Raw genomic sequence first — 19066 nt, 5'->3', positions numbered from 1 at the left:
GTAGAGTTGAGAGTATTAGGGAGGAGCTGCAAAATAAGCTTCGTGAGTTTTAAAATAAAGACGTGAAAATGCTGGGGCATAGGGGGAAGATGCTTGATATTTAGGGAAATGGATGCTATATTTAATTTGTAAAGTAAAATGGTATACAAATTAAAAAGAGAGCGAATCGATGAAAGAATACCTAGAAAAACAACTCAAAATGAATATAAGCATTGATGAATCTCCAGAAAATTATAAGGGACTTCCTTTGCTTTATAAGTCTCAGTATAGGATTTACAATGTTTCTTCAAATGGAGTTAACTGGATTGCACTTGAGCCTAAAAAGTTTATAGGTCTTGCGCAATTAAGGAAAAATAGGGCATTTTTAGAAAAAAATAAAGGGTTAAATTGCTGTTTATTTCTGAGTGATGCCACATTTTACTCTAAGGAGAAAATGAGGGAGGAAGGCATCCCGTTTGTTTTGAAGGATAAAGAAATTTTTTTACCTTTTATAGGAATGCTGCTATCTAATAATGGACAGAGAGACTTGAAACCAGTGCATCAGATTTCATTTTTGACCCAGAAGATTCTTCTTGTTGGACTATATGATGAATATGATAAGGCTACTGTTACGCAGATAGCTAAACAGTTAGAAGTGTCAAAGATGGCAGTTAGTAAGAGTTTTGATGAGATAGAGTACCTTGAAATAGATGTCATGGATAGTAAAGGGAAAAGTCGCGCTATAACACTAACAGGCGGGAAAAAAGAATGCTGGGAAAAGATAAAGCCATTTCTTAGAAATCCTATTATTAAGAGATTTGAACTGCAGGAGGACATAAAACTTTGCAGAAAGGCTGGTATTTCAGCGCTATGCGAATACTCGATGATTTCTGATAATTACTATCCAACCTATGCAGTTACAAAGCAGGAGCTTAGTGATTCTGGAATAAAAAAAATGAAAGAGGCTGTTAAGGGCGATACTATTGGCAGTGTTGTTCTTGAATTGGGATATTACATAGATACAATAAAAAAAGATGTGCAGGACCCATTAAGTGTTTTATTATCCATAGAGGATGAAATGGATGATGAACGTGTGGAAGGCTGTGCTTTAGATATGCTAGAGGAGTTTGTATGGTAAAAGGACTTGAAACATTTAGAAAGTATTTTGAAGGTGATGAAGACAAATACGTATTAATCGGTGGTGCAGCTTGTGACATTAATTTTACAAATAATGAGGCATCGTTTAGAGCAACAAGAGATTTAGATATGGTTCTTATTGTTGAAGCGCTTACTCCAGAATTTGGAGAAAAGTTTTGGGATTTTATCGATGAGGGTGGATATCAAAACAAAGCACCTCATTTATTGACTCATTAGAAACAGAACCGTTTGATGTTAACACATTAATCAATTATGGAGTTTCTACTGAAGAAATATCTGAAAGACTTCGAGAGGTGTTTTTATAAAAAATAACAAATTAAGATTACTAACGGATTTACGGTAGTGATTCCATCTATTGTTACCGGAGTGGGCTACATTGCCAGCGCAGTATTCTTGGCTATAGCACTTAAGCAGTTGCCGCTAGGTACCGCCTATGCTATTTGGACTGGAGTGGTTCGACCTAGAGGAAGTGTACCAGGCGTGTCAACCACCAAGGAATCAGAAGTTCTGTGTTCCTATGGGAGGACTGGAGATAGTTCGTAAATACGGTAAGATAAGTAGAGGCTAATAATCATTATAAAAAGAGGAGGGTTACAACTATGGGTAGAAAAGATTTTGGAGCGAAGCCACTGAGCTATCCACAGCCAGTATGGATTATTGCAACTTACGATGAAAATGGTGTTCCTAATGCTATGAATGCAGCTTGGGGTGGCATTAGTGAATCTAATGAGGTTTCTATTTGTCTATCTGTTGGGCATAAGACTTGCAAGAATTTTGAGAAGACGGGAGCTTTTACAATCAGTATGGCTGACGCAGATCATGTGGCAGCATGTGATTATGTAGGTATTGCATCAGGAAATAAAGATGAAGACAAGTTTGCCAAAGCTGGATTTACTGCTACAAAGAGTTCTTATGTAAATGCACCTATTATCAATGAGCTTGCTGTTTGCTTGGAATGTAGGGTAAAGAGCTATGACCACGACAGTTGTATCTTAAAGGGGGAGATTGTTAATGTAAGTGTTGATGAATCAGCTCTTACAGATGGCAAAGTAGATGTTAACAAGGTTAAGCCAATCACCTTTGACCCATTCAATAATGCGTATCATGTGGTTGGCGAGAAGGTCGGCGATGCATGGGGCAGTGGAAAGAGCTTGATGTAATGAAGAAGATATACCACTCTTTTATTCCAAGTTTTTAGCAGGAGAAGGAGTGGTATTTTTTTATAACATAAAGGCTAAATTATTAGCTCGAATTATTTCATTTAAGGTATCGCATTTCACTTTACAAGCTCAAATCATATCGCATATACGATATCTGAACTTTCTGGCATTGAGCTGTCCGATAAAAATACAATGTGTCGAGTAGAATATAATATAGAGTTGGACAGAGACCGAGGAGGTTCATGATGTTTTTATAAGCTGATATTGACACCCTACAATGTAGGGTATATAATAAAATTAATAAGGGAGTATAAAGTGAATAGAACATTTATAGAAGTACCACTTTTCACAAAGCGTTGGAAAGAAATAGGATTAAAAGACGATGATTTATTACGTCTACAGATTATGCTTTTAAAGGATCCACAGTCGGGACCTGTTATGGAAGGAACTGGTGGAATTAGAAAAGTAAGATTTCCTATAGAAAACAGAGGAAAAAGCGGAAGCATTAGAGTTTGCTATACTGATTTTGAAGAATATGAAGCAACTTATTTAATTACAGCTTTCAAGAAAAATGAACAGGAGAATCTTACAGAAGCAGAGAAGATAATATTAAAGAAACTTGTTAAGTCATTGAAAGAAGAAGCTGCTAATAATAGGGGGTGACCGTTTATGAGTTCTTTATTTGAGGATTTAAAGGAAGGCTTACAAGAAGCTATTGATTTTGAAAAAGGTAACGGCAAAGCAAAGACTACAACTTATATTATTGACCCAGTACGAAGTTACACTAATGTTGAAATTAAGGCCGTTCGTAATAAAGCTGGCATGACACAAGCTGTTTTTGCAAACTATCTTGGCGTTTCCAAGAAAACAGTAGAAGCTTGGGAGCTTGGAAGAACGCACCCTACTGGGCCAGCTAATAGATTGATTGAGATGCTTGATTATGGTAATACAGATAATCTTGCATTTATTTCGAGAGTGTAGGTGTATTATTGGATTTCTATGATGGTGATTTCAAGGTTGCTACTGAGTAGTGGGATTCACGTTATTCCCATCGGCGAAGCCGATTACGATCCTTCCTTGCTCGCGTCAGCGAGTGGTCTGTGGAGCTCGGGCAGACCTGGCCCTGGAAGAGCCTGCAGGAATGGTACAATAATACTTGAGTTATTTGCTAATGTAAAATAGTGTAAAAATAGTGTAATTTTAGTGGAGAAAAATTTTCAAAGCAACTGATTCTCGATGTGCCCTTTTATGATTGATTTAACAATTTACTTTGATTATAATCTTTTTGTAACTAAATATCGGGGCGTGATGCTTTTTAAATTTTGCGTTCTATTTGTACGAGATTTATTCCTGCATATGCAAGTGTGCTTGAGTAAATACATGAAAATAGAGAAGAAAATTTAAGATCCATGTCTAATGCAGACGATTACTATCTCACGAGTAGTCTATTTTGTGTTAGATTATTATGTCCCTTTCAGCAAGATAATTGCAGAAAGGATTTTTTATTTTATGGAAAAGAAAGACTTATTTGGTACCTTGGTACCGCAGCAGATTGGAAATTACAAATTTAAGAATGAAGCACTTCTAAAGCAAGCTTTTACTCGTCGTTCTTACACAGAAGAGAATGGCGGTGAGAACAATGAGGTATTGGAGTTCATTGGTGATAAAGCGTTAGATATTGCCGTTGTAAGATATCTTGTTCGTAAATACGGTAATGCTCCAACAAAAGATGATCTTAATAAAATGCGATGGACTGGTGAAAAGTATGACTATGAGTTTTCATCTAGCTTAGATGAAGGCAAATTAACTATTCTTAAACAAAGATTGGTTCAGAAAGACACCCTGGCAAGACGGATCGATGAATTAAGCATAGCAGACTATCTCATAATGGGAAAAGGAGATGTGCTGAATAACAGAGAGCAGGATAAATCTGTTAAAGAAGATCTCTTTGAGGCGATTATAGGCGCAGTAGCAATTGATAGTAATTGGGATTTTGAGATAATCCAGGAAGTTGTTGAGGTTATGCTAAATCCGGATTCTATCCTTGCAACAGATGCTGAGATTGATTATGTACGCTTAATATATGAGTGGGATGAATCCTATGGAAATAAGCCTTGGTTTCAGTATGAAGAGCATGGTGAAAGCAGCACATGCAATTTTCGCCGAGAGAATACTATTTATCAGAGTTGCAATTTGATTGGGAGCAAAGAACAACAGTATCTTTCAAGCACAACGAGAACATGTTTCGTTAAGATAGCAGATGATGTTCCTGCTTTTGCTGGATTTGGCTATTCTAAAAATGAAGCGAGAAGAAATGCTTGTAAGTTGGCATATGAGTATCTTGAATCACATGATATGCTTTTTACTATCAGAGATGAGATTGATGAACCAACAGTTGAGATGGCAATTAATCAGCTAGAGATTCTTGCAAGACGTGATTATATAGCTATGCCTGAATATGAATATCGCGAAGAACATGATGCTGATGGGAATCCTATCTGGTTTGTTACCTGTCATGTGGAGGGGTTTGATGTGACAATGTCAGCTGAGTCTTCATCCAAGAAGCAAGCAAAGAAGGAAGCCGCATTGGATATGTTGAATTACGTATTAGAGAATTATGAGGAGGAGTAGGAGAAGAACATGTTTGAACTTACATTTTTTGTCCCGGTATTGATAGTTGCCGGTGTCTGGGGATTTTTTCTTTTGAATTTTGCTAAAAATAATCGAAGTATTCTGGATGATGACATCCTAAGCGCAAATGAAAAGCAGCGTAAAGAAGCTGAGAGCAGCATGCGCGTGATTCGACTGATGACACCTGTATTAGTAATCGTGGTGGCTATAGCTGTTATTTTTCTGGTGAATGCATATCATCCATTTATAAAAGTCAGTGTAGAAGGTGTAGCGCTGATTGCAGGGGGACTTTTCTCCACTTACCTGGGCTGGGCACTTGGGATGATTTTCAGAGGACTCAAGGATCAGATGAGTGAAAAAGATTCCAAACTCTGTTCAAGTGTATTTATGATTTCTTTTATGGGCACAGGGATTATTTTGGTTGCGATTGGTGTCATAGCTTGCATTACTCAGCTTGCAGCATATTTTTAAAGCATTGTTCTGATTTGTGGTAATCTTTATATACAGAAGTGGCATGTATATAGAAAGTGGGTTTTATTATGATACAGCATGATGTTTCGTTTGAAACAAAGGATATGGAAAAGAATATGGATAACCTTTTCTCAATGCTTGATGAAGCAATTGATGATATGGAGAATGGAAGAGTTTTTTCAGAAGAAGAGGTTTGTGCAAAATTAGCAGAAGTTGGAGCCAAAGAAGGAAGGCAAGAAGTATAGGGGGAGTCCCTGGGCTCTTACCTGGGCGGATGAAAACTATTACCTGGTGGCCTATGACTCAGAGGATGGCAAGGTTAAGCATTACCGTGTAGACAAGATGATGAAGAAGACGATGATAATTAGTAGATAGTGATTGTTGCCGTATCTTAATTCAATTATACTTGAATTGATTTTAGGAAAGGAGGTAATTGCTTATGATCAATACCTCAAAATTCCTCCAGGAGATGGAGGCCTAATCTCGATTCGCCGGTTAAGCTTGGCTTCCCGCTCTAATATATTAGCTGCAGGGCTTATTGGCTTTGCAGCATTTTATTAATAACTGTATGGGGGTGAATAATGGTATCAGTTAAGGTGGGGACAATAGTGACATTACAAGATTACGTTATGGATGAGGTAGTAACTTTAGAAATAGTGGATCAGACAAAAAGAGTGCATTACGTAGGTAGGAATTTTGATAGTGATGAATACGAAATTAAATCTGTATATGTGTTAGAAAGCGGTGGCAATGGATTTACTTCGATTAGTTTAGAAAGTAAACTAGGAAAAGCACTTTGCGGTCATGTTGTAGGAGATGTAGTCGAATATAAAAATGATTTTGGAGACGATGAAAAGTTTAAAATATTAGACATTAAGTATTAATATAGTATTTGAAAAAAGCAGCGCTGTTGCGTTGCTTTTATTCAATATGTTCAGATAGAAACTGAAGAAGCTGCAAGCTAATCTATACAAAAAATATCATTCGATTAAATTTTGGGCATGGTGTTAGCTTTAAAAGAAAGGGTAAAACAATGAAATTACTACACACATCCGACTGGCATTTAGGAATGACATTTAGAGGGGGCGTTTCTTACTGGTTAGATCAAAAATATGTGATTAATGAAATATGTAAAATAGCAGTAGAAGAAGATGTAGATGGAATAATTATTGCCGGAGATGTATTTGATAAAAGTATTGCTTCTCAAGAGGCAATACAGATGTATGATGAGATAATGACATACATTTGTGCATCTTTAAATATGCCAGTATATCTAATCGCAGGTAATCATGATGGAGCAGAGAGAATTTCACAATGTAATGAACTTTTAAAGAAAAGTGGATTATACATTGCTGGTTCGTTAGATTCAAAACCTTACGTCGTTAATTGTGGGGATGTTGATATTTATTTACTTCCTTGGATTTCTACAGACAAGGTAAAATCGGTTTATTCTGTAGGAGAGGATAAAATTAAATCTTTAGAAGATGCCTATAAGATTGTATTAGATGATTATAGGTCGAATTTTGTTGAAGGTCATAAGAATGTATTGGTGTCACATGCATTTATAGTAGATGCAGAGACATCTGTAAGTGATAGGGCTGCTGAAGTAGGAAAAGCAACTATGATTGGTTCTTATGTATTTGATGGATTTGATTATGTTGCATTAGGACACCTTCACGGACCTCAGCAGATTAATGAGAAAATTAGATACAGTGGGACCCCTATGGCATATTCTTTTGGAAAAGAGGAGCATCAGGAAAAAAGTGTAACTATAATTGATACAGATAATTGGAGGCAAAAGATTATTCCAATTCCTCAATTGCACAAAAGGATAACTCTTACAGGAACATTTAATGAATTAATGAAGGCAGATTTTGATGAGGAAATCTTAAATGGCTATGTTCGTCTTGAAGTGACAGACAGTTACGTTGGAATGGATTCAATGGCTGCTTTTAGAGAAAAATATAAAAATCTGTTAGAGGTTTCTTGTAAAGGTTTTGAGCATGATGATGCCAAAATTACTATGACAGTAGATGAATTTGAAAAAGCTGATACTGATCCAGAAACTGTATTTAAGCGATATTGTGAGGATATTTTAGAGGAAACACCTAGTGCACATATGATTAACCTGTTTAAAAATGCATTAGTAAATTATGAGAAGGAGGTAGTTGAGGATTGAGACCATTAAAAATAGAATTTCAGGCATTTGGACCATATGTTGGTCACGAAGTTGTCGATTTTAAAACTATCTCTGAAAAGGGTTTGTTTTTGATATGTGGAAAGACAGGTATAGGAAAAACAATGATTCTTGATGCTATGACCTTTGCTTTATATGGAAAAAGCAGTGGCCATGGTAGAGATGATTTTGAAGCAATGAGATGTACAAATGCAGATTTTAATACAACTACATTTGTAAAGTTTGAGTTTGAAAATAATGGGTATTTTTATGTATTCGAACGTAGATTAGAGAGAAGAAGGAAGAATCTATCTCCAGCATATAATGTTATGAAGAAGGATGAAGATGGGGTTTGGAGACCACTTCTTGAAAATGCGAAAGAAAAAGCATTAAATGAAAAAGCTATAGAAATTATTGGACTAGAGTATGAACAGTTTAGACAGGTCATTGTTTTGCCACAGGGACAATTTGAGAAGCTTCTTACATCTAATTCTGATGAAAAAGAGAAAATATTAACAAGTATTTTCGGTGAAGATAAATGGCAGGAAATTGCAGAAAAGCTATATAAAGAGGTAGAGGATAGAAAAAATAATCTTAGAGATATAAAAATAAAAATCTTAAATAGTTTAAAAGAAGAACAATGTGAAACAATGGCTCAATTGAAGCTTGTAATTTCACATAAGGAAAATGAGCTTATATCTTTAGATGAGGAAAATAAAGAAGCAGATTATGACAATAAAATAAAAGCTATACAAGACGAGCTTGTGTTAGCAAATCGCTTTGCAGACTTACATTCGGCTGAGAAACGTTTTAATGAATTAAAAGCGACTGAACATGAAAGTAAGCAATGGGAACAAAAAGTTAAGGATTCTGAACGAGCCGAGAAAGTACGTTCATTTATATGCGCATCAGATAATGCTTTAGAACAGCTAAATAGTAGAAAAGAATCCGAAAAAAATGTGAGAGCGGATGCTGACAAAGCAAGAAAAAATGCCGAGTCTTCAACTTTGGAATTAGAAGAACATCTTAAAAAAGAAAAAGAAGTAGAAGAGAAGAAAAAAATAAAAATTCTGTATGAAGGCAAGCGTAATGATTATGAGGCATTAGATAAGATTTCAGGAGAACTTAAGGATTTAGAGGCGGAAGAAAAACAAGCTAGAGAAATAGAGGAAGTAGCAAAAAAAATTTATGAATCTTTTGGCCCTGTAATAGTAAATTTGCAAGAGGAATACTCTAAGTTAAATGGTGAACATGCTGCTCTTCTGGAAAGATATCTTGCTGGGATTACAGGCGAACTCGCAGCACAATTAAAAGATGGAAAACCATGTCCTGTATGTGGAAGCATTTCACACCCTAAGAAAGCTGTAAAAGGGGATAATAGTGTCACAAAAGAAGTTGTTGATGCCAAAAAGGAGGAATCTGAAAATAAATATGATGAACTCCAGAAAACATTAGAAGAGCAATCAAAAGCAAAAATTGATCTAGAGGCTAAACACTCATGTGTAGAAAAAAAGCATGTTGAGGTTGCTTCAAAAAATGTTGAACTTGACAAAATCAAGAAAAATCTTGTAGAGGATTTAGATTCATTAACAGAACTTAATAATAAAATTGAAGAATTAGATAAGGCTATTAAGGAATTCGCAAATAAAAAGATTAAGTTAGAAGAAAAAGCAGAAAAAGATAATATTTCTTTCAGGGAAGCAAATGCTAAAATTGAGCCTGCAGAAAATGAGACTAAAAAAGCAGAGTTGCTATATAAAGAATCATTAGAATCTGTAGAGGATGCCTTGAAGGAACATGGCTTTAGCTCCGAGGAGGAGGCCAAGGAGTTGCTTCTTGAAGAAACTGAATTAAAAGAGTTAAGTCAGAAAATCAAAGAATACGATACCAATGTTAATGCGGCAAAGACTAATTTTGATAATCTTTCAGTAGAGCTTAAAGGAAAGATAGAACCCGATATACAATCTTGCAATTTAAAATTAGAAGAGATAACTAGTGCTAAGGATTTATATACAGAAAGAAGAGGAGTAATTAATAGCGAAATAGTAAGACTTACAAAAAAGAAGAATATGCTTGAAGCTGATGGTGAAGGTATTGAAGAAAAAATACGCGAAGCCGAGGAGGATTTTGCTTTTGCTAAAAAGCTGAGAGGTGATTCGGGAACTGGTCTTCAAAGATATGTCCTTGGAATTATGTTTTCTTCTGTGGTTGCTGCTGCAAATCAAATGCTTGAAATGGTACATGGAGGAAGATATAGGCTTTATAGATCTGATGAAAAGGCTCAAGGAACTAATAAACGTGGACTAGAGCTTAAGGTTTTTGACAAGAATAGTGAGGATCATGAAGGAAGATTTGTGAGTACACTTTCAGGTGGAGAAAAGTTTTTAGCTTCTCTTGCGTTGTCGATTGGTATGTCTACTATAGCTCAAAAAAGTGGTATCAAGATAGAAGCATTATTTATTGATGAAGGGTTTGGTTCATTGGATGAGGATTCTATTAGTGATGCTATGAATGTATTAAATAGCATTCAAGAAGCAAATGGACTTGTAGGCATAATTTCTCATGTACAGCTTTTACAGGATAGAATTCCAACAAAGCTTAGAGTAGAAGAAATTGAAAAAGGTAGTCATATTATCCAGTCGATAGGATAGTTTTTTAAATTGTGTTTCGATTGGAAAGATGCCTTTTAGATTGAAAGACAATGAGTTGATATTTTATAGAGTTATTTATTGAAGAATGAATCACAATCATAGGGAGATTTATTTATATATGGAGATAGCAGACAAGCAGTTTGTTGCTGAATTACTACTTGAGGAGACAGTTTATCATAAGAAATACGGTGAAGGCGTAGTATGTGATGTTATTATAGATGATCAGCGATTAGATATAAGTTTTCAGGATTGTGATAAGCTTTTTAAGGTTGATGCAATAGAAAATGGTTTTCTTAGGCTTGTAAGTAATACATATTATGCAAAGTTGGAAGAATATAAAAACCGACAGAAGAAGGAAGAATATGCACTTGAATATTTAAAAGCAATATACGCTGAGGCTCAAGAGAAAAAAAGAAAATATGATCAAAAAATTAAAGAAGAATTAAGAGTACAAGACCGGAAAAAGATACTACAAGAGATGGCTAAAAGAAATATCAAATATTTTGTTCACTTTACGTCCTTACGGAATTTAGATAGTATTATTTCGCAGGGTTTGATGAGTCGAAAGAATATTTTAAATAAAGGAATAGACGCAGATTTTAATGATAATTCACGTCTAGATAATCATTTAGACGCTATATCATTTTCTTTGTCATCAATTGATGGACCACTTAATTATGTATTTTCTCAGAAGTACCCTGATAGACAATGGGTAGTATTATATTTTAATGCGGAAAAAATTGTATCATCAAAAGACGTTGCATTCTTTCCTGGAAATGCTGCTAACCATGAGTTGCGTGTAATACCCTGGGAGGATTTAACGGGATATAATGCGTTATGTAATTTATTGGAATATACTATGGGACCTGATTCGAATGTGACGATTACGCAAACAGAAATAATGGTTAAAGATTTAGTTGAAGCAGATTATATAGAGAAAATTAAATTCTATAATAAACAATTGTTAGATGAGTACAGAACAATATATCCTGAAATGGAAGACGTTTTTGGATATATTCCGGCAAGATAACGATACTTAGGAGGGATCATGGCTAATAGACCAGTATATATTTCGTTAGCAGAAAAACCTTTTTATAAAATTGCTAATACTGAATTTGAATTTTTTAGTGGGTTTTCTATCCAACAAAAACAAAGATCAATTAAAAGTTTACACGATGCATTTTTATTGTCGTGTCCTAATAATAAAGTCCTAGAGGTTTCACGTAAAAGTCCACTACAGATAGGAAATAAACTTAGTGCGTTTAATCTCAAATATAGAATGAATGGTAAATACTATCCTGTTGAGTGTTTATTTCAAGGAAGCAAAGTATTTGAGAATGGAAAAGTGTATCAAGATTTATATGAACGACAGCCTGGTGAAGCAAAGAAAGATGAACGTCTAAAGAATAGTGGCCGAATAGTAGGATTTAAGTTAGATAATACAGATTTTGAATCAGAACCTAAAGATTTTTTCTATAATTGGTTGTATATTAATGCGTTAAATAATGATGAGAATATTGGTAAAGAATTATTGGAATACGATAGTTTTACTGATATTGAGTTTAATCCTAAGAAATCAATAAATTGTCAGGCTATCGCTGTAGCAATTTATGTAGGTTTGGTAAAATCTAATAATTTGGAGGAAGCATTAAAGTCACCTGAGGAATTTAGAAAAGTAGTTTATGGATTAGATAATACTAAAAAGGACTATCAACAGATGAATTTGTTTGATTTTATGTAATTAGGCAAATACGACACGCAATAAACAATAGATTCCGGGAATTGCTAGCTTGAAAGTGAGCCACTCCATCGGCGAAGCCGATTACAATCCTTCCTTGCTCGCGTCAGCGAGTGGTCTGTGGAGCTCGGGCAGACCTGGCCCTAGAAGGGCCTGCTAGGAATGGTACAATAATACTTGAGTTATTTGCTAATGTAAAATAGTGTAAAAATAGTGTAATTTTAGTGGAGAAAAAATTTCAAAGCAACTGATTCTCGATGTGCAGAAATATGTTGAAAAGGGTGCATCAAAAGAGAAAATTGGTCTTAGAGGACCAATGCCACCCGGAATACTTTTTGCAGTATATGATTCGAAAACCGGTCATCCGGATTATATACCTCCAGAATACATTGATATTCCGAATCTGTTAGATGAATTAGTAGAATATGTGAATACAACAGATGATCATCCTCTTATTATTGCTGCGGTTGTTCATTATCAGTTAGTTACTATCCATCCATTTGAAGATGGTAATGGACGAACTGCCAGATTACTGTCAGGTTATATTCTAGATATTAATGGGTTTGGATTTAATGGAATCGGATCTCTTGAGGAGTACTTTGCTTATGACATAGAGGAATACTATGATTCTATTCAGATGGGATTACCTTCACTATACTATTCAGGTAGAGATAATCCACCGCATCCAGAGATTTGGTTAAATTATTTCCTTAGAATGGTTTTGTTGAGCCAAATATGGTCAGGGAAAGAATTCGTTCTTATGAGCTTAGTGAATTTGCAAAGACCCATGAAAAGGTGATAAAGAAACTGATAAAGAAACTGATAAAGAATTTAGAATAGTATATTTCGATGAAGGATACTAAGAATCAATGAATAAAAGTCAGGCCCGTAAAATCCTTGAATTGGATGGAACGGAAGATGAAAAGGAAGTAAAAAAGAAATATAGAAAGCTGATGCACAAAAATCATCCTGACAGCAGTGGCTCAGAGGACAGTGAGGCTGCAGTCAAGATTAATACGGCTTATGAGCTTATTATGAAAAGTTTTGATGGTGGAGATAAGAAGAAATCCACTGTTAAAAGAAAGCCTAAGGCCAAGACTTGGAATGCCAGGGAAAATAAGAATGCTTATTGTGTTAGGCCGATTTTTCATGAGGTAGAAGATTTTGATGGCAATAGCATAGGGACTATTGAGATTGCCAGAGGGAAATATGTATGGTCAAAGGATGAGGAGTTTTCTTTATTCCTGAAGAGCTTGTATGAAACAAGTAAGGGACTTATAGATAATGCCAGGCCATCACTTTTCTTTGAGGTACCAGATGTTATCAAGCAAAAGTATCTGGCGGACATCACTTACTTGCTGACAGGGCAGTTTATAGATAGCTCTTTGACTTTGAAGGAGCTTGGTGTTTTAGATGTAGATGCTTATAAGATTGATGCAATGGTGGAGCTTGATGTAAATGCCATTATGCCTAAGGTAGGCACCGCGCTATATCCAGCAGGTGTGTCTAATCATAGACTGTATCTGAGAAATAAGGGTGGAGAAATTATTGGTTATCTCAGTTTTAAAGATGACAGGCTGTACTATGTAATTATTCCACTACTTGAGCAGAAGAAGGCGCAGGTAAAGATGGTGGTCGCTGATAATACTCTGAAATCCAAAACAAGAAAGAAGTACGTGGATTTGGATTTATGGATTAGGCTTTTGGAAACTGAGACTTCAGGAATAGAAAGCACTAATCTTAAAATAGATGAGTTGTTAGAGGAGTATGCTAAGGAAGGCTTTTGAGATTATAAGATGAAAATCTATCGCGAGGATAATAAATTATGGATATGAAAACAACACGGATGGTGTTACTAACAAAAATATCGTTGCTGATTTTACTAACAGTGTTTTCTTTTTGTGTAGCTTCGACTAAGGCAGCGAAATTGCCTGTTTTTGAAAACTCAGCTACAACACTGGAGGAATCGAAGAACTTAGTTATGAAAGTGACTGGAGTGACTATAGGATTGTCATTTGTAATAACACTTTTACCTGATGATTGGGGAACACCATTAGCTGATTCGCTGGCTGATTTAAATAAATATTTGGTCTTAATGTTAGGGATGATTTTTTTTGAGAATCTATTATTATCACAAGGCGTGCCAATCATTTTCAGATTTTTAATTCCAGCAGCATTGGTTTTGTTTATAGTGTACTTAGTTTCAAAAAAGGAACTTATCAAGACTATAGCTACTAAATTGTTAGCGCTTTCTTTAGTTGTAATATTAGTAGTACCTTGTGGTACTTCTGTATCTAATTGGTTATGCTCAAGTTCAATGACATATGTTAACGAAACTATAACCATGGCTGAGGATGGAACAAATCAAGTTGAGGAAATAACAGAGAGCGGATCAACAGATAAAAGTTTTTATGAGAAAGTATCTAGGGTATTTAATACTGCCATAGGTGGAGTAAAGGATTTATTCAACTATTACAAGGACATGGTAGGTAAGTTTATTAACGCTATAGCTATCATGTTAGTTGCTTATTGTGTTATTCCTGTCGTGACATTTATTTTATTATTCTGGATACTAAATCAATTATTCCAGTTTGATAGTTTTAGGGATGGTAGTGCTGGTTTAAGAAGAGAAGTGAATAAGCTACTGACTCAAATGAAGAATAATAATGAGAAGGCTGAGTAATGAAAAAGATTATTATCTTAAGGGCCGTAAGCATTATTTGTATAGCTGCCTCTTTAATTATTCTCTTTATATTTAGAGATAGCAGTAATGTTTCACCTAAATATAGTGATGGTATAACTGTTGTTGATCCGAATACTATAGTTTTGAGTGATAGCGGTGTTAGGGTTTCTTTTTCTGATGTTATATTATCTAAGCGTAATGAAACAAGAAAGCTGGTTGTTTATGAACAGGAAGCTGAGGTTAGCTATGAAATTGAAGATAGATTGATAGAAGCACTTGATTGGGATCCTACAAAAAAACATCAAAAGGTGACCTATAAAGGAAAGGGCAGTTTTATTGTAAATCTTGATTCTTTAACTAAAAACAATCTTATTGACGATAAAGAAAACAAGATTTTGACTATTAAAATAAAGCATCCTATATTAGATACTATTGAGATAGATCCTTATAAAATAAAAGTTGATAATCAGACAAATGGTCTTTTGGCACTAGGGAAAATCAAGTTAACTGTGGCGGATTATAATGTAATTGAAAAGGAGCTAAAGGACAGATTAAAAGAGGCTTTTGATAACTCTAACAATGGACAGAAAGCTGATGATTTAGCATTGAAGGCTGTATATGATATTTACAATCCTATTGTTAAAGCGGTAGATAGTGATTATAAACTGAAAATTGAATTTGAATAATTTTTTCTATGAGGACTATATAATACTTTCCACTGTTTATATCGGGAGCACCAATACAGTTGATGTGGCATTACATATTTAGTTGGGTCTATCGTAGGTTTGGCAATAGATTGCAGAGATTTACAATAACTACAAGGATAATCAGCCTGTAGATGCTGATGGATATACGATGAACATTAACTGTTCTTAGAAGGATATTCTGCGTACTATCTGTAAAACATGAATAAACTATCTTGCGTACTATCCATAAATGACGTTAGAATTATCTTGCGCACTATAAGGAGGAAATATGATTAAACGTAAGATATACAGTAAAATACTTGATTGGAAAAATTCAACCAATGGAACAAAAGCTCTTTTAATCGAAGGGGCTCGTCGAATTGGAAAATCAACGGTGGCTGAAGAAATAGGGAAGAATGAGTATAAATCATATATCCTTATAGACTTCAATAAAGCTAGCAAGAAGATATTCAATTTATTTGATAATTTAAATGAACTGGATGTGTTCTTTCAAACTATTTCATTGGAATACAATACACGTCTGTATAATCGCGAGTCTTTGATAATATTTGACGAAATACAGAAGTATCCAAAGGCAAGGGAAGCTATTAAATACTTGGTAGCAGATGGTAGATATGATTATATTGAGACCGGTTCTTTAATCTCTATTAAGGAAAATGTTGAAGGAATAACAATTCCATCAGAAGAACGTAAGCTTAAAATGTATCCAGTTGATTTTGAGGAATTCATGGTATACATGGGCGAAGAGCTTCTAATTGAGTACATACGTGATTGTTATAATAAAAGAGAGCCACTAGATCAAAGCCAGCACAATAAAGCAATGCATCTTTTTAAAGAATATATGCTTGTTGGCGGAATGCCACAATCCGTTGTCGCTTTTAAAAAAAATGCAAGGGACTTCTATGCTGCCGATGTTGAAAAACGTGACATTCTCAATTTGTATAGAGATGACATACGAAAAGCTGCGAGAAAATATAATTCTAGAGTGTCGGCCATATTTGAAAATATTCCAGGCTATCTTTCTACTCATGAAAAGAAAATCGTTTTAAGTGAAATCGAGCCAGGAGCCACATTTGATAGATATGATGAGCCACTATTTTGGCTTGATGATTCTATGATATGTAATCTGTGTTACAAATGTAATGATCCTAACGTTGGATTAGCTTTGAATAAAAACGAATCCGCAGTTAAATGTTACATGGGTGATACAGGCTTACTTGTGAGTTTGGCTTTTGCTGAGAATGAAATAACGGAAGAAAAAGTTTTTGCCAATATTATGGACGGGAAGCTATCATTAAATGAGGGGATGCTTTATGAAAATGTTATTGCTCAAATTATAGCGTCAAAGGGCAAAAAATTGTATTTCTATACTAGGTACAGTGAAGAAAAACATAGAAATGATATTGAAATAGATTTCTTAATTTCAAATGATAGTAAAACTAATTACAAAGTTAATCCTATTGAGGTTAAATCTTCAAAGAATTACAGTGCCCTGTCTATAGGAAAATTTGTTGATATTTTCAAGCGAAAAGTTGATAATCCAATGATTGTGCATCCGAAGAACTTAGTAGAAGTTGACGGAATTCTAAGAATTCCATCGTACATGTTCGCACTGTGTGATGTATAAAAATACCCCAATTTGGACACACTATTTAGTAAAGTATCAAAATAGAGAGAATTGATGAAAACAATTAAAGTCGTTGCAGCAGTTATCTGCGATTCAATTGAAGAGAAGAATAAGATTTTTGCAACCGCAAGAGGATATGGTGATTTTAAAGGTGGCTGGGAGTTTCCTGGTGGCAAGATAGAAGCGGGAGAAACACCTCAGCAAGCTCTTGTAAGAGAGATACAGGAAGAGCTTGATACTCTTATCGAAGTAGGACCATTTATTGATACTATAGAGTATGATTACCCTACATTCCATCTGTCTATGGATTGTTTCTATTGTGAAGTGAAGGAAGGACATTTGGAATTAAAAGAGGCTGAAGCTGCAAAGTGGCTTACAAGAGAAAACATTGATAATGTCCCTTGGCTTCCAGCTGATATTACACTTATTGATAAGATAAAGGTGGATATGCGATAAATCACTAAACTTAAGGGAAAATTATGAAAGGAAAGTTTGGCATATTTTCATGTAGACTTTAGTTCTTCACTGTGCTACAGTATTCTGAAAAGATGTTTATAAAGAGAGGAAGAATCATGGCAGTAAATTATGTTAGTACAAGAGATGCAAACAAGGCTACAATCACAGCGTCACAGGCTATTTTGAAGGGCCTTGCAGATGATGGTGGATTGTTCGTTCCTACATCTATTCCAAAGCTTGATGTTCCAGTTGAGAAGCTCGCGGAAATGTCATATCAGGAAGTTGCTTATGAAGTACTTAAGCTTTTTCTTACAGATTTTACAGAGGAAGAGTTGAAGCATTGTATTAATAGTGCATATGACAGTAAGTTTGATACAGAGGAAATTGCACCACTTGTATATGCTGATGGAGCATATTATCTTGAGCTTTTCCACGGCGCAACAATTGCATTTAAGGATATGGCACTTTCTATTTTGCCACATCTTATGATTACTTCCGCTCGTAAAAATAATATTAAGAATGATATCGTAATTCTTACTGCAACATCAGGTGATACTGGTAAGGCTGCACTTGCAGGATTTGCTGATGTTGAAGGTACAAGAATTGTTGTCTTCTATCCAAAGAATGGTGTTTCAGCAATTCAGGAGCGCCAGATGGTTACACAGAAGGGTGATAACACACATGTTGTTGGAATTAAGGGCAATTTTGATCAGGCCCAGACTGGTGTTAAGGAGATGTTCAATGACAAAGCTCTTGCAGCAGAGTTAGATGCAGCAGGCTTCCAGTTCTCATCTGCAAACTCTATTAATATTGGCCGTCTTGTTCCACAGATTGCCTACTACGTATATGCGTATTCAAAGCTTTTAGGTGAAGAGAAGATTGCCAGTGGAGAAACAATTAACGTGGTAGTCCCTACAGGAAACTTTGGAAATATTCTTGCTGCTTATTATGCAAAGAACATGGGACTTCCTATTGAGAAGCTTATCTGTGCTTCAAACGAGAATAAGGTCCTTTACGACTTTTTCACTACAGGTGAATATGATAAGAACCGTGAGTTTATCCTTACAAATTCTCCTTCAATGGACATACTTATTTCAAGCAACCTTGAGCGTTTGATTTATCATATCGCAGGTGATGATGCTACAAAGAACAGCGAGCTCATGGAAAGTCTCAAGTCTACTGGAAAATATGAAATTACAGCTGACATGAAAGCTAAGCTTGATTGCTTCTATGGAAACTATGCTTCTGAAAAGGAGACTGGTGATACTATTAAGGCTCTTTATGATGAGACAGGCTATATCATTGATACACATACAGGTGTTGCAGCTAGCGTATACAACAAGTACAAGAAAGAGACTGGGGATGACAAGACTACAGTTATTGCATCCACAGCCAGCCCATTTAAGTTTACACGTGCGGTAATGGGAGCAATTGACTCTGCTTATGAGAAGGAAGAGGATTTCGTGCTTGTGGATAAGCTCTCGGAGCTTGGTCAGGTGAAGGTACCTAACGCAATCGAGGAGATTAGGACTGCGCCTGTAAAGCATGATACTGTAGTAGAAGTATCTGAAATGTGTGCAGAAGTTAAAAGATTCTTAGGAATATAATTAAATAAAATAAGAAGCGACC

The 19066-nt window shown here is 35.3% G+C and carries 21 protein-coding genes and 1 pseudogene; all 22 read left to right on the top strand.

What is annotated here, in order from left to right:
• Positions 1-169: 169 nt before the first annotated feature.
• The 22 genes and pseudogenes from FXF36_RS14515 to thrC all read left to right on the top strand — a co-directional run bounded on the left by FXF36_RS14515 (position 170) and on the right by thrC (position 19044).
• Positions 170-1117 carry a hypothetical protein gene (locus FXF36_RS14515; RefSeq protein WP_151625318.1) on the top strand — a complete coding sequence of 316 codons (948 nt, stop codon included), beginning with the start codon at positions 170-172 and terminating at the stop codon, positions 1115-1117.
• The gene (locus FXF36_RS14510) at positions 1111-1353 is read left to right on the top strand and encodes a hypothetical protein (RefSeq protein ID WP_151625316.1); all 243 of its coding nucleotides are present in this window, start codon (positions 1111-1113) and stop codon (positions 1351-1353) included. The genes FXF36_RS14515 and FXF36_RS14510 overlap by 7 nt, the downstream gene beginning before the upstream one ends.
• Before the next feature lie 126 nt (positions 1354-1479).
• Entirely contained in the window at positions 1480-1680 is a 201-nt protein-coding gene (locus FXF36_RS16810) for a DMT family transporter (RefSeq protein WP_317617413.1), read from the top strand.
• 56 nt (positions 1681-1736) lie between these two features.
• Entirely contained in the window at positions 1737-2297 is a 561-nt protein-coding gene (locus FXF36_RS14500; protein WP_151625311.1) for a flavin reductase family protein, read from the top strand.
• Between the two features lie 315 nt (positions 2298-2612).
• On the top strand, positions 2613-2960 hold the full coding sequence (locus FXF36_RS14495; protein WP_090552674.1) for a type II toxin-antitoxin system RelE/ParE family toxin: 348 nt from the start codon (positions 2613-2615) through the stop codon (positions 2958-2960).
• A gap of 6 nt (positions 2961-2966) precedes the next feature.
• Positions 2967-3278, top strand: coding sequence for a type II toxin-antitoxin system RelB family anti-toxin transcriptional regulator (gene relB / locus FXF36_RS14490; RefSeq protein WP_151625309.1), 312 nt, complete (start codon positions 2967-2969; stop codon positions 3276-3278).
• A gap of 528 nt (positions 3279-3806) precedes the next feature.
• Entirely contained in the window at positions 3807-4928 is a 1122-nt protein-coding gene (locus FXF36_RS14485) for a ribonuclease III domain-containing protein (protein WP_167511406.1), read from the top strand.
• 9 nt (positions 4929-4937) lie between these two features.
• A complete protein-coding gene (locus FXF36_RS14480) occupies positions 4938-5399 on the top strand; it encodes a hypothetical protein (protein WP_151625305.1) in 462 nt (153 codons plus the stop codon).
• 68 nt (positions 5400-5467) lie between these two features.
• Positions 5468-5644, top strand: a complete 177-nt coding sequence (locus FXF36_RS16405; protein WP_167511405.1) for a hypothetical protein — start codon at positions 5468-5470, stop codon at positions 5642-5644.
• Positions 5640-5747 (top strand): annotated as a pseudogene (locus FXF36_RS16945) (WYL domain-containing protein); the annotation flags it as partial. The gene FXF36_RS16405 and the pseudogene FXF36_RS16945, both read left to right, overlap by 5 nt.
• A 233-nt stretch (positions 5748-5980) precedes the next feature.
• Positions 5981-6283: a GreA/GreB family elongation factor gene (locus FXF36_RS14470; protein WP_151625303.1), complete on the top strand. Its 303-nt coding sequence runs from the start codon at positions 5981-5983 to the stop codon at positions 6281-6283.
• A 149-nt stretch (positions 6284-6432) separates the two neighbouring features.
• Entirely contained in the window at positions 6433-7578 is a 1146-nt protein-coding gene (locus FXF36_RS14465) for an exonuclease SbcCD subunit D (protein ID WP_151625301.1), read from the top strand.
• Positions 7575-10226, top strand: coding sequence for an AAA family ATPase (locus FXF36_RS14460; protein ID WP_151625299.1), 2652 nt, complete (start codon positions 7575-7577; stop codon positions 10224-10226). Before FXF36_RS14465 ends, FXF36_RS14460 begins: the two co-directional genes overlap by 4 nt.
• 118 nt (positions 10227-10344) lie before the next feature.
• Positions 10345-11256, top strand: a complete 912-nt coding sequence (locus FXF36_RS14455; RefSeq protein ID WP_167511404.1) for a DarT ssDNA thymidine ADP-ribosyltransferase family protein — start codon at positions 10345-10347, stop codon at positions 11254-11256.
• An 18-nt stretch (positions 11257-11274) separates the two neighbouring features.
• Positions 11275-11967: a DarT1-associated NADAR antitoxin family protein gene (locus tag FXF36_RS14450; protein ID WP_151625295.1), complete on the top strand. Its 693-nt coding sequence runs from the start codon at positions 11275-11277 to the stop codon at positions 11965-11967.
• A 256-nt stretch (positions 11968-12223) separates the two neighbouring features.
• Positions 12224-12763, top strand: a complete 540-nt coding sequence (locus tag FXF36_RS14445; RefSeq protein ID WP_243143524.1) for a Fic family protein — start codon at positions 12224-12226, stop codon at positions 12761-12763.
• 70 nt (positions 12764-12833) lie between these two features.
• Positions 12834-13751: a J domain-containing protein gene (locus FXF36_RS14440; RefSeq protein WP_151625293.1), complete on the top strand. Its 918-nt coding sequence runs from the start codon at positions 12834-12836 to the stop codon at positions 13749-13751.
• Positions 13752-13789: 38 nt separating this feature from the next.
• Positions 13790-14647 carry a hypothetical protein gene (locus FXF36_RS14435; RefSeq protein ID WP_151625291.1) on the top strand — a complete coding sequence of 286 codons (858 nt, stop codon included), beginning with the start codon at positions 13790-13792 and terminating at the stop codon, positions 14645-14647.
• Positions 14647-15333: a DUF4230 domain-containing protein gene (locus FXF36_RS14430; protein ID WP_151625289.1), complete on the top strand. Its 687-nt coding sequence runs from the start codon at positions 14647-14649 to the stop codon at positions 15331-15333. The genes FXF36_RS14435 and FXF36_RS14430 overlap by 1 nt, the downstream gene beginning before the upstream one ends.
• Before the next feature lie 289 nt (positions 15334-15622).
• The gene (locus tag FXF36_RS14425; protein WP_151625287.1) at positions 15623-16981 is read left to right on the top strand and encodes an ATP-binding protein; all 1359 of its coding nucleotides are present in this window, start codon (positions 15623-15625) and stop codon (positions 16979-16981) included.
• A 54-nt stretch (positions 16982-17035) separates the two neighbouring features.
• On the top strand, positions 17036-17437 hold the full coding sequence (locus FXF36_RS14420; RefSeq protein ID WP_151625283.1) for a (deoxy)nucleoside triphosphate pyrophosphohydrolase: 402 nt from the start codon (positions 17036-17038) through the stop codon (positions 17435-17437).
• Positions 17438-17553: 116 nt separating this feature from the next.
• The gene (gene thrC, locus FXF36_RS14415) at positions 17554-19044 is read left to right on the top strand and encodes a threonine synthase (protein ID WP_151625281.1); all 1491 of its coding nucleotides are present in this window, start codon (positions 17554-17556) and stop codon (positions 19042-19044) included.
• Positions 19045-19066: the final 22 nt, after the last annotated feature.

The sequence above is a fragment of the Pseudobutyrivibrio xylanivorans genome, from assembly GCF_008935055.1.
Classification (GTDB): Bacteria; Bacillota; Clostridia; order Lachnospirales; family Lachnospiraceae; genus Pseudobutyrivibrio; species Pseudobutyrivibrio xylanivorans_A.
The sequence above is the reverse complement of the archived record's forward strand: the minus strand, read 5'-3'. Positions and strand labels throughout refer to the sequence as shown.